This is a genomic window from Orbaceae bacterium lpD01 (genome assembly GCA_036251705.1).
GTDB lineage: Bacteria > Pseudomonadota > Gammaproteobacteria > Enterobacterales > Orbaceae > Utexia > Utexia brackfieldae.
Window position 1 is genome coordinate 1,868,067 of record CP133959.1, and the last position, 12,797, is coordinate 1,880,863.

9 protein-coding genes and 3 pseudogenes are annotated in these 12,797 nt (G+C 41.5%); 2 read left to right on the forward strand and 10 right to left on the reverse strand.

All coding sequences use genetic code 11. The annotated features are described in order from the left end of the window. Window positions 1-127: 127 nt before the first annotated feature. The 8 genes and pseudogenes from RHO15_08340 to rsuA form a co-directional block, all read right to left on the reverse strand. Window positions 128-910 carry a hypothetical protein gene (locus RHO15_08340; protein ID WVD63483.1) on the reverse strand — a complete coding sequence of 261 codons (783 nt, stop codon included), beginning with the start codon at window positions 908-910 and terminating at the stop codon, window positions 128-130. Window positions 911-1,011: 101 nt separating this feature from the next. After that, complete coding sequence (locus RHO15_08345) at window positions 1,012-2,337, reverse strand: replication-associated recombination protein A (protein WVD64990.1); 1,326 nt, start codon at window positions 2,335-2,337, stop codon at window positions 1,012-1,014. A gap of 17 nt (window positions 2,338-2,354) precedes the next feature. Continuing rightward, a complete protein-coding gene (lolA, locus tag RHO15_08350) occupies window positions 2,355-2,969 on the reverse strand; it encodes an outer membrane lipoprotein chaperone LolA (protein ID WVD63484.1) in 615 nt (204 codons plus the stop codon). A 142-nt stretch (window positions 2,970-3,111) separates the two neighbouring features. Next, window positions 3,112-4,650, reverse strand: a pseudogene (locus tag RHO15_08355) (DNA translocase FtsK). 855 nt (window positions 4,651-5,505) lie between these two features. After that, window positions 5,506-6,060: pseudogene (locus RHO15_08360) on the reverse strand (DNA translocase FtsK 4TM domain-containing protein). A gap of 84 nt (window positions 6,061-6,144) precedes the next feature. Beyond that, entirely contained in the window at window positions 6,145-6,663 is a 519-nt protein-coding gene (locus RHO15_08365; GenBank protein ID WVD63485.1) for a gamma carbonic anhydrase family protein, read from the reverse strand. After that, window positions 6,660-7,949: a Bcr/CflA family multidrug efflux MFS transporter gene (locus RHO15_08370; GenBank protein ID WVD63486.1), complete on the reverse strand. Its 1,290-nt coding sequence runs from the start codon at window positions 7,947-7,949 to the stop codon at window positions 6,660-6,662. Before RHO15_08370 ends, RHO15_08365 begins: the two co-directional genes overlap by 4 nt. 46 nt (window positions 7,950-7,995) lie before the next feature. After that, window positions 7,996-8,685 (reverse strand): 16S rRNA pseudouridine(516) synthase RsuA, encoded by a 690-nt coding sequence (gene rsuA / locus RHO15_08375; GenBank protein ID WVD63487.1) that lies wholly within the window; start codon window positions 8,683-8,685, stop codon window positions 7,996-7,998. A gap of 313 nt (window positions 8,686-8,998) precedes the next feature. On the opposite strand from rsuA, the pseudogene RHO15_08380 reads away from it, so the two are divergent. Both RHO15_08380 and RHO15_08385 read left to right on the forward strand, forming a co-directional pair. Then, window positions 8,999-9,514 (forward strand): annotated as a pseudogene (locus tag RHO15_08380) (TatD family hydrolase). A 40-nt stretch (window positions 9,515-9,554) separates the two neighbouring features. Further along, a complete protein-coding gene (locus RHO15_08385) occupies window positions 9,555-9,761 on the forward strand; it encodes a hypothetical protein (GenBank protein WVD63488.1) in 207 nt (68 codons plus the stop codon). Window positions 9,762-9,866: 105 nt separating this feature from the next. Here RHO15_08385 and RHO15_08390 read toward each other — a convergent pair whose 3' ends face one another. Further along, window positions 9,867-10,622, reverse strand: coding sequence for a class I SAM-dependent methyltransferase (locus RHO15_08390; protein WVD63489.1), 756 nt, complete (start codon window positions 10,620-10,622; stop codon window positions 9,867-9,869). A gap of 9 nt (window positions 10,623-10,631) precedes the next feature. After that, window positions 10,632-12,674, reverse strand: coding sequence for an oligopeptidase A (gene prlC, locus RHO15_08395; protein WVD63490.1), 2,043 nt, complete (start codon window positions 12,672-12,674; stop codon window positions 10,632-10,634). Window positions 12,675-12,797 lie beyond the last annotated feature (123 nt).

The following is a 12,797-nucleotide window of genomic DNA, read 5'->3' on the forward strand; positions in this document are numbered from 1 at the left end:
ATGATTAATTTATTTTTAATATTATACGCAATATTGCGGGTAGGTAAATCTCTCCGTGTTGATTTTCTACACACTAATACCCCAAATAAGAGATAAAATTGATAAATATTCTCGATAAAACCCTTTTTTAAAACATATTCTGTTTTAATAATAATAAATTATCGGGTACTACATGGATCACCCCCTCGCCTGGCGTATCAATTTCAGCAATAATAAACAGCGCTAAGGTGGTTAATAGGGGTAATAAGAAAATAAGCCAATTTTTACCTTTTAAACCGCGAATGTTATAACCAATTAAGATATTGGCGCAGATAGCAAAAACAATCAGTAAAAACCAGGCGGCATTGGGCACGTGATGTTTCCAACTCGCTAAAGTATTTTGTTGGGAAACATACAAATTACTAAAAGCCGATAAAATCACATTAATACTCGCATGCTCTTTAGGGGCAACTTCGGTTGTCATAAAGTCCCATAACTCAGCTTGTTTTTGAAAGGAGATGGCTTGCCAGTACTGATTCTCTTGACTCATACCAGATTTAAAAAAAACGACTCTGGCATCTAAATATTCAACTAACAAGGTTTTAGTCGTCTGCTGCTGCTCGGGCGTCAATAACTGAGTATATTGCGCCGCAACACCGATTGAAATGGCTTCATTCTCTTCGGTTTTTTGACGTTCGTTATAACCCTGAATCGAGATCGACAAAACAAAGCCAATCAATAGTGCTAATAACGATAAAATGGCGCCGAGTACGATATTGGTTTCGTCATCGACTAATACATTATTACCATGGCGTTTTTTAAAAAAATACTTGCCAATATAAGCTGAGATAAACAGTAAAACCAAGGCAACAACAAACAGAAACACGGAATTGATCGAGGCACTGTTAAGTAATTCAAATATCATAGACATGGCGTAAATTTACCTTTATAAAATAATCTCAAATGATTGAAAAAAACGGCAATATCGCGCTGCTTATTTAATCACATCAACGATACAAAAGTGGTCAAGAATTACTTCTTATATCGTTGCTGCGAACTGGCCTCATCTAACTGCGATAACCAGATCAGTTTTTCAGCATACTGCTTCTCAGCACCACGCGTCATAGGTTGATAGTATCTTCGTTCAGCCAGCTCTGGTGGAAAATAGTTTTCGCCCGCCGCATAAGCGTTTTCCTCATCGTGGGCGTAACGGTATTGTGCCCCATAACCTAACTCTTTCATCAGACTAGTCGGTGCGTTACGTAAGTGCTCAGGCACATCATAATCGGGTAATTGCTGCGCATCGTTTAAGGCTTGTTTGAAAGCAATATAAACCGCATTACTTTTTGGTGCCAAAGCCAGATAAACGATAGCTTGAGCAATCGCCCTTTCACCTTCCGCGGGGCCAACACGTGTAAAACAGTCCCAAGCCGAAATCGCCACTTGCATCGCTCTTGGATCCGCATTACCGACATCTTCTGAGGCTATTGCCAATAGTCGTCTTGCTACATATAAAGGATCTCCGCCAGCAGAAATAATACGCGCATACCAATAGAGTGCGGCATCTGGTGCCGAGCCTCGAATTGATTTATGCACGGCTGAGATTAAATCGTAATAGCGATCGCCTTTATTATCAAATCGTGCACTGCGTTCACCGACCACTTCTTTTAGCAATTCTGGTGATAAGATACCATCGCTACCGACCATATCGACGAGGACTTCTAAGATATTTAAGGCACTGCGCGCATCACCGTTGGCAAATTCAGCCAGCTGCTGTTTTGTTTGCGCAGATAGTACCAGAGATTGTTTGCCATAACCACGTTCAGGGTCTTGCATTGCTTGGGCTAAAATCAGCTCAATGTCAGCCTGAGTGAGTGATTTAAGTAAATAAACCCGCGCTCGGGAGAGTAGCGCTGAATTCAACTCGAATGAGGGATTTTCGGTGGTAGCGCCAATAAAAGTTAAGGTGCCATCCTCAACAAACGGTAAAAAAGCATCTTGCTGACTCTTATTAAAACGATGAACCTCATCGACAAACAACACTGTTCTTTGACCAGATTGCTGGTTTATCTTCGCGCGTTCAACTGCCTCTCGAATATCTTTAACTCCTGATGTTACCGCGGAAAGACGCTCTACTTTGGCCTGTGCATGATGGGCAATAATCTCAGCTAAAGTTGTTTTTCCAGTGCCTGGCGGCCCCCATAAAATCATCGAATGTAAATGACCAGCTTCAATCGCACGAGGTAAAGGTTTTCCTTCTGCCATCAGATGTGACTGACCAATATACTCAGATAAATTACGCGGACGCATACGCGCGGCTAGCGGCTTAAAATCATCCTGGCTAAAATCAAATGACATACTCGACATAGGGATTATTACCGCTGGTCATCCAGCGTGACTCCTTTCGGGATAATGAAAGTGAATTTACTTTCATCAATTTTAGCTAGTTTATGATGGGTAAGTTGATAAAAGCTGTTCTGGCCATCTTCTTCAATGATCTTAAAGCTGATAATTTTCCCCTCAGCGGTGACCGTAATTTGAAATTTTTGTCCTTTCTGACTAATCGGCATCAATTCAAACAGATCATTGTTGCGGGTTACTTGATAACCATCCCAAATTGAATTATGACTATCGGTAATTAATAGCAGTAGATGATTATCCGCAATATTACTTAGCGACATAGCAGTCACTTGCTCAAGCATCGGCGTGTAGATCCAGACCGTTTTGCCATCAGAGATAATCGATAACTCATCCGGTGAGGATAATTTCCAGTTAAAGTAATAAGGCCGACTGATCCAAAGTTCGCCTTCGCCTTCCTGAACCAGATCGCCCTCCTGAGTTTTCACCACCTGACTAAACTGACTATAAAAACCATCTAGTTTGTTTAAACGCGTTTGGAGCTCAGCTTTCGCATTAGCTTGTGTCGCCCAAACTGGGTAGCTGGTCATCAATGAAAATAGTAACACCAGTAAAGTAAATATTTTTTTCATAGGCTCTCTGTCTTTTTTCAGACGCAATCATGCGCTATTTATCGATCCCTTCATCATACATATCAAACAATTTAATGAAATAAGAAAACGATCGTTACCATCTCAATAAAACAACCGTATGACTTTCAGACCTCATATAACATCAAAAATCATTATGTCCTAATGCCAACACTTCACGATTGCCATTGTGGCTTGGCGCGCTGACTACACCTTGAGTTTCCATCTGCTCGACAATGCGTGCCGCACGATTATAACCAATACGAAATTGTCGCTGTACACTCGAGATCGAGGCGCGCTGTTTCTCAACGACAAAGGCGACCACTTGATCAAAGAGCGGATCTAACTCGTCATCATTGCTGCCAAAGTCATCACTCTCACCTTCACCACTGCTGGCGGTGACATTTTCTATATATTTTGGTTTGCCACGTGCTTTCCAATCCTGAACGACCGCATGAACTTCTTCATCGCGCACAAAGGCACCATGCACACGAACCGGAATTGAACTATTTGGCCCTAAATACAACATATCTCCCATACCAAGCAGAGACTCTGCCCCCATTTGATCAAGAATCGTACGTGAATCTATCTTACTTGAAACAGTAAAGGCGATACGGGTTGGAATATTCGCTTTTATTAAACCGGTAATCACATCAACAGATGGCCTTTGAGTCGCCAAGACTAAATGAATACCAGCTGCTCGGGCTTTTTGTGCCAATCGGGCGATGAGCTCCTCAATTTTTTTGCCTACCGCCATGATTAAATCAGCAAATTCATCTACCATGACAACAATATAAGGTAATTTTTCTAACATCGGCATATTCAGATCCGTGCTATCAGTCGGTTTCCACAATGGGTCAGGGATAGGACGCCCCATCTCTTCAGCCATTTTGATTTTATCATTATAACCGGCAATATTACGCACGCCTAAAGCTGACATCAAACGGTAACGACGCTCCATTTCATTGACACACCAGTTCAGCGCATTCGCCGCATCCTTCATGTCGGTCACCACTTCAGTCAGTAAATGGGGAATACCATCATAGATGGATAACTCAAGCATTTTCGGATCGATCATAATAAAGCGCACATCTTCAGGTGTCGATTTATACAAGATACTGAGAATCATGGCATTTACTCCAACAGATTTACCTGAGCCGGTGGTACCAGCGACGAGTAAATGCGGCGTTTTGGCAATATCAGCGACCACAGACTCTCCACCAATATCTTTACCTAATACAATCGTTAACGGTGACTTTGCTTCTCTAAATTGTGGGCTATCCAGTACTTCCCTGAAAAACACCGTTTGGCGGTCTTTATTTGGCAATTCAATACCAACATAAGGTTTACCCGGAATCACCTCAACCACACGTACAGACGGCATAGAGAGTGAGCGAGCTAAATCACGATCTAATGTTGAAATACGCGCCGCTTTCACGCCAGGTGCCAGTTCTATTTCAAATCGAGTAATCACCGGGCCAGGCAGGTAATCAACCACACGCGCTTTAACCCGAAAGTCAGCTAAACTTTTCTCAATTAAACGCGCCATCGTTTCTAATGCAGCGTGATCGATTTCTGCTCGTTGAACAGGCGGTGCCGCCAGCAACTCCAGAGACGGTAATGGTGTGGATGGTTTAAGCAGTGGGGCACTATTTTTCACTAAAAATGGATGAATCAGACTATCATGAATATTTTCCTGAGTAACCATGTCATCAGTTTCATCTTCATCGATAGATTCCGACACAGCTGTCGACTCGGCATGTTGAATGTTCGCCGGCATGAAATCATCGGTTTCTAGCTCATTATTTCTCAGAACAGCCGCCGGATACCTCTCTGGCTCATCGATTATCTCAGTCATAATCGATGTCGATACCGAATCACATTCATTATCCATCAACCGTGTTTCAGCCTCATCAATAGCCGGTACATAACTCGCCACTGGGGCAATCTGTGAATCCTCAGCATCAATAGACGTTTGCGGGCTATACGCCTGTGTCTGCTCGGCTCTAATCGGTGAATAATAATCGGCATTGATTAAATTATCTTGATGAGAAATAAAACCGGACGGTAAATCCCGTGTTGAGTGATGGTTTTCTTGCTCAGGCGTTTCTCTATCTTCAGTTTGTAGTTCTGAATGAAGTTCTGAATGCGGCTCTGAAACTTGTTCAAACCAAGGTTTATGGGTTAACTCAGTAGCCTGTGCAGTGAAGTGCTCAGCGGCTAATTCACTATTTTCATCCTCAGTAGTGAACGCATCTGGCAAATCTTGTGTGTTGTCCATCACGATTGTATGGTTTATCGCAAAATCATCATCATGTTGAGCCTCAAGATCCTCTTCAACATGCATGTCAGCTATAGTCTGCTTATCGTCATCTAAACGATGAGATTGATTAAATAGAGGGTCTGACGCTTCATCTGTCAGCTCATCAACCTGTGTCTCTTCTTCTTGATATTGCCTTGCAGCGCGACGGGATAGATAACCGTTAATTAAGATAAATATAGGCGTAGCCAGAAAGACAACAAAAGCCCCTAACTTTTCAGCTATCCATAACCATGAATAACCCGTCAGTAAAGTGATACTCACCATCCACAAGGCTAAAAATAGCAGTGAAGCACCGATGTGATTAAAGATTGGGTAAGCAACCGCAGCAATCACCGTGCCGAGAATACCACCTGATTGGTACTGCCCCCAATCATTAATATTTAAGGCTAAAAAACCGGTTAGACTAAAAATAAAAGCCAGTATACCAATAACACGCAATGATATGGTGAAATAATTCAACTCCTTATCGTAGTCACGATAAAAATAGACGGCTGTTTGCCAACAGAGCCAGAGTAACACAAATGGTATACAATAAGCCGCAAAACCTAAAAACTGCAACAAGATATCTGAACAATAAGCGCCGATTGCCCCGCCCCAATTTTGAATAGGCTCATGCTGCGCCGTTTGCGACCAGCTAGGGTCGGCCGGATCAAAAGAAAATAAAGAAAGCGTCAGATAAACGACAAATATCGCTAATCCAAATAATAGAACTTCAATACCGATTTGCGTATTAGTTAGCTTAACTTTTTTCTCGTTAGTTTCAGATATCACTTCAGACTGTTTCAAAAATCACCCAATATTATTTTGTATAAACCGATAAACCAAATACAACCACGCCAGCATAGCGTGAAAATCTTAAATTTCTGTTAGCTGCTGACGATAATGTTCGCCATTTTGCGCATAATGATCAGCATTTTGTTGGATATGTGCAATCTCTTCTTGAGTCAACTCACGAATCACTTTTGCAGGTATCCCTATCAAAAGTACGCCCTCTTGATAAGGTGACTTATGCGTCACCAGTGAATTTGCTCCTACTATGCAGTTTTTAGCAACTTTGGCATTATTCAGTACGGTACTCCCCATACCAATAATCACATTATCATCAATATTACAGCTATGCAGTACAACATTATGACCGACTGTCACATTTGCACCTACCGTACAAGGCACACCATAGTCAGTGTGAATGGTTGAATTATCTTGCACGTTACTATTTTCACCAATAGAAATTGACGCGATATCCCCTCTTAAAACAGCACCAAACCAAATCGTCACCTTTCTAGCCAGTGAGACTTTACCAATAATCGCTGCATTGTCAACGACATAAGCCGACTTATCAACAGCTGGGCTGCACTCTCCAAGACGATAAATCATGCTTGTTCCTCTCTATTCACTTTTGTTTTTTGTTTTGATAATCTAAAAAAAGTAAATGCCAAAATGTTACAAATAATCATCGAACCCACCATCAAATATTCCGTCTTATGACTGACGATGGTGTGATCGACCACAGACATTAGTGTATCAGGTTCTGCATGAGATAACCACGCAAGTAAAACACCAATTAATGCGGCGATTAAAAAACGAAATGTACCGGTTAACGATGCAGCAGTGCCGGCAATATGGGGATAATAAGATAAAATGATTGCCATGCCATTACCACCAATAATCGCCATACAACCAATATAACCGGCGATACCAATAACCATCGCTGTGAAACCGAGCTTGAAGACAACAGCAATCAGTAAATAAAAGGTCATCACTGTTTGGATTACCATGCCTAAGGTCAACATATTCATTGCCCCTTTCTGGCGAACAAAACGGCTATTAATCAGATTTAATACCACCATCACAACAATATTCAGCGCAAAATAGTAACCAAAATGAGTAGCTTTGACGCCATAAATATTCATATAGACAAAGGGTCCCAGGCTTAAAAATGAAAATAAGCCAGCCCCCGAAAACCCACCGATCAGCATCAACCGAAATACTTGCTTATGACGACAAATGGTCACAAAATTACCCAATATATTATACAGACTTAATTTACTTCGCCGCTCTTTGGGTAACGTTTCAGGCACCACAGTGATAACTAAAATCAACGCAATACAAGCCGCAGCAGAGAGAACATAAAAGATCGTTTGCCACTGAAACCAAATTAAAATAACGCCGCCCAGTATCGGCGCGAGTAACGGCGCCAGATTAGAAATTAAAATAACAAACGAGGTCATCCGAGAAAATTCATCGCGATCACTAAAAATATCACGCATAAAAGCATTGATGACCACAGCTGTCGAGGCCGCCGCTAAGCCGTGAAAAAAACGCATGACAATTAATTGATTCACTGTCGGTGAGAGTCCACATAAAGCCGCCGCAACAACAAAAAGGATTAAGCCACTTAATAAAACAGATTTACGACCATAACTATCACTCAATGGGCCATAAATAAGCTGACCGATAGAAAAACCGAACAAATAGCTACTAATCGTCAACTGCACCAAACCGTCATCGACACCATAATGCCGGGCAATAGTTGGCATGCTGGGTAAGTACATATCGATAGATAGTGGCATCAACATCGATAGTAGTCCCAGAATCAGCACCAGTAACCATTTAGGTAAACCAATCCTTGAGTAACTATATTTAGTTTGTTCAGTATTCACAGATTCCTTTCTCTTAGCGTAATATTAATTTATGTGACAAGGAGAGCTAATGGATAGCCTTCACTTCACTCTCGGTTAAAACACGATATTCACCTTCAGGAATATCAAGCTCAACGGAACCAATTCGCTGACGATGTAAAGATTCAACATGATTACCCACCGCCGCAAACATACGTTTAACTTGATGATAACGTCCTTCATTTATAGTTAAATGCGCATGATAATCATCAACAATGACCAGTTTAGCGGGTTTAGTTAATTCAGGTTCATTTTTGAGCGCAATACCGCGTGCAAATTGTTCAATTAAATCTATGGTTAACGGTGCAGAAACCGTAACATGATACTCTTTTTCACATTGATGCTTGGGTGACGTAATTCGGTGAGACCACTGGCCATCATCAGTAAGTAAAACCAACCCTGTCGTATCAAGATCTAAACGCCCTGCTGCATGCAATTTTTCTGACATCGGTTCGTCGATCAAATATAGAATCGTAGCATGATCCGGATCATCAGTTGAGCAAACATATCCGGCCGGCTTGTGAAGCATAAAATATCGCTTTTCGATGATCGGCTCAATCACATTGCCTTGATAAGTCACAACTTCGTTTAAGGTGAGTTGATGAGCACCTAATTTAATCACGACATCATCAACCGTAATGAGTCCGGCTTTTAATTCTTTGTTAATTAAGCTTCGGCTAACACCCAAATGGTGAGCAAGAAATTTATCTAAACGCATAGTCAATAAAGGCCTAAAAATAGAGTTGGCTAAATAGTGATATTGTAAAGAAAAAACAGAGTATGAGAAAGCATATTCATGATTTATTCATTGAATATGCCTGTTTTTAGTTATTGAGTTTAACGACATAAGAAAAAATTTGAGCCCAATATTGAAGCTTATTTTTATTGATTGATAGATAAAATTCGGTTTAATTTAACCCAAGCAATCTTACTGGTTATAATCGTGATATATTTTCGCTAGTTAGGATTGGCTTAGCCTCATTTCAATGCGATATTTTATATCAATGAATATCAATATTGACATAGTAAAGATGAAACTCATTGATTCACACTGCCATTTTGACCAATTACCCCCCAAAGAACAACAGATTGCCATGCAGGAGTTTATTGTTATCGGTATTGCAACAGGACTGGCTAGTTGCCAGCAATTACTTCATTTAAGTGAACAATACCCACAGCTTAAAGTCTGTTTAGGAATACATCCTGAATATTTAGAGAATTATCACCATTATCAAGAAGTCACAGCCTTAATTCGTCAGAAACGACAGCAGATAATTGGCATTGGTGAGATTGGATTACCCTACTTTAATTTATAGTCACTTTCTACTCAACAAAGACAACAGGTTATAGCTAAAGGCCATGCGCTTTTCGAACATTTTGTCAGTCTGGCAGGCGAACTTGAACTGGCGGTTAACTTACACTGTGTTGGCGATATGACTATCGAGGCAATCGCACTACTGCAAACCTATCAAATTAAAAAAGCGTTATTTCACTGGTTTGCAGGCGACCTGACAATAGCCCAACAAATTATTGATAATCTTGGCTGATTTCAGTCTCACCAGAGGTTATCATCAACCAAGATTATCAATGCTTTGTCAAAGCATTGCCGCTCTCACATTTATGTCTGGAAAGCGATGCCCATGGCAGTATCAAGATCAACGAGGCAATCCAACAATAATTATGGAAACTGCCATTTGTCTGGCCCGCTTGTTCAAACAAGCCTTAGAGACTATTTTAACTATCACCCAGCGCAATAGTCAGTATCTTTGGGGAATAAATCCACGCCAAAACTGACGCTTTGCGTTAATGATGACTCAAATGGGCGGTATTCATGCTGAGCCAAAAAACCAGATTAACATATTATACGAAAAGCTTGTGATAAAAGACCAAACTAAAAAACTAGGCTTCCGCACCACGACCAGCATAGAGATCAAAACGGTGACTTTTGGTTTTGATTTCCGCTTGCGGTTTTTTTTGCGCTAAAAAGGGCGCATAGTCAGGTCGTTTCACCGCCACACGTTTTATGGCCAGCTGACAGGCTACATCAAGCAAGGCATCCGCGTCTTCATCACTACCGACTAAAGATTGGAAAATACGCATCTCTTTTTTTACTAAAGCGCTTTTTTGACGATGTGGAAACATCGGGTCAAGATAAACGACATCGGGTCTTTTTACCTGTTCAGGTAAGGCTTCAATACTTGAGGCATGAACCAGAATCATTCGCGTCTGCATCCACTGGCCGATATCTTGATCTTGATAAGCTCGCTTTAAACCATCCTCTAGTAGTGCCGCAACCACCGGATGACGTTCAAATAAAGTAACATGACATCCCAAAGCCGCCAATACAAAAGCATCACGGCCAAGTCCGGCTGTTGCATCAATCACAGTAGGTAAATAGTTACCTTTGATACCGACTGCCTTGGCGACAGCTTCACCGCGCCCGCCGCCAAAACGTCGACGATGCGCCATAGCACCATCGGTAAAATCAACCACAACATCGCCTAATTTAGGCTCATCAAGCTTACGAAGTGCTAAATGTCTATCGGTCAACACCAATGCTAAACAGCTCAATGCGTCATGCACTAAACCAAATCGCCCGGCTAATTCCGCCAGCTTAGCGGGATCAGCCTGAGCCTCACAGATTAATTGAATCACCCAGAAGCCCTATTTACTAATGCCATAGTGACGCAATAAGGCATCAAGTTCAGGTTCACGTCCACGGAACTTTTTAAATAGTGTCATAGGCTCATCACTACCGCCTTGTGACAGGATATTATCTAAAAACGCATTGCCGGTTTTAACATTAAAAATCCCCTCTTCTTCAAAGCGAGAAAAGACGTCAGCTGATAAGACTTCAGCCCATAAATAACTATAATACCCCGCCGCGTACCCGCCAGCAAAAATATGACTAAAGGCGTGAGGGAAACGGCCCCATTCAACTGTTGGCACGACTGCAACTTGTTTTCTGACTTGCTGCAAGGTATCGAGTAATTGCGCCCCTTTTGCTGGTGAATACTCATGATGAAGACGAAAATCGAACAAACCAAACTCAAGCTGACGCAGAATAAATAAAGCAGCCTGATAGTTTTTAGCTTCAAGCATGCGCTCAAGCATCTCTTTCGGTAATGACTCGCCTGTTTCATAATGACCGGAAATAAAACTTAACGCTTCTGGCTGCCAGCACCAGTTTTCTAAAAATTGACTCGGCAACTCAACCGCATCCCAAGGCACGCCATTGATACCGGCAACTGCTGAGGTTTCAATCTCAGTTAACATATGATGTAAGCCATGCCCAAACTCATGAAACAGCGTCGTGACTTCATCATGGGTAAAGAGGGCTGGTTTATCACCAATCGGACGATTGAAATTACAGGTTAAATAAGCAACTGGTTTTTGTACGTGACCGTCCGCAAAACGCATGCGACCTAAACAGTCATCCATCCAGGCTCCACCACGTTTATGCTCTCTGGCATAAAGATCCAGATAAAAACTGCCTTTTAGTTCACCTTGTTTGTCATAGAGTTCAAAAAATCTCACCTGATCATGCCAGACATCAATATCATGACGCTCTTTGGCAGTGATACCAAAAATACGATTAACTACTTCAAATAAGCCTTTTAAAACGGTAGACTCTGGAAAATAGGGGCGTAACTCTTCATCGTTAATGGAGTATAAGTGCTGTTTTTGTTTCTCACTATAGTAAGCAATATCCCAAGGCTTAAGTTCACTGGCACCAAAATATTCATAAGCATAACGTTTTAATTGAGCCAGTTCTTCCTCACCTTGCGGTTTCGCACGCTGCGCCAAATCAGTTAAAAAAGCTAAGACCTGAGCTGGACGCTGCGCCATTTTGGTCGCTAAGGATTTATCGGCATAAGTATCAAAACCTAATAAAGTTGCTAGCTCATAACGCAGCGCCAAAATTTGCTCAATATTCTCAGTGTTATCCCACTCGCCAGCATGGGGTCCTTGATCTGAAGCGCGCGTCACATAAGCATGATACAGTTCATGACGAAGTTCTCGATTATCACAATAAGTTAATACCGGAATATAACTCGGCATATCGAGTGTCAGCGAAAATCCTGATTGTTCTTTCGCTTCCGCTTGTGCTTTTGCGGCGGCAAGCGCACTTTCAGGCAGCCCTGCCAGCTGTTTTTCATCCTCAATCAGCATACTCCAGCCCATGGTGGCATCGAGCACATTATTGCTATAATTTGAGGATAGTTCAGATAACTTAGCGACAATTTCACCGTAACGTTTTTGTTGTTCTGGCGCTAAACCAATCCCAGAAAGTTCAAAATCACGTAATGCATTATCAACGGCTTTACGCTGCGCTTTCGTCAAAGCATGATAGTGCGCGCTCGCTTTAAGTTGTTTGTAGGCTTCGTATAACCCTTTATGTTGACCGACCCAGGTACCATATTCAGAAATTAACGGTAATGCGGCTTCATAAGCTTCACGAAGTTCTGCACTATTTTGTACCGAATTGAGATGACTCACCGGTGACCAAATACGACCAAATTTCTCATCTGCTTCATCAATGGGTTGGATTAAGTTATCCCAAGTATAATCATCTGACTGGTTGACCACTTGTTCAATGGTTGATCGGCAATGCGCAATAGCTGATTTTACGGCAGGTAACACATGTGCCGGTTTAATTTGCGAAAATAGAGGTAACGCTTCATTGGCGAGTAATGGATTGGTCATGCAAGTACCTTATAATGATTATCTAAATAATAGAGTGCTATTCATAATAAAGTATATTGAGGCAAAAAGAATAAAATCAAGCAGAAAAAATAAAATCAATATAGATATAAAAAAGCTTAGCGT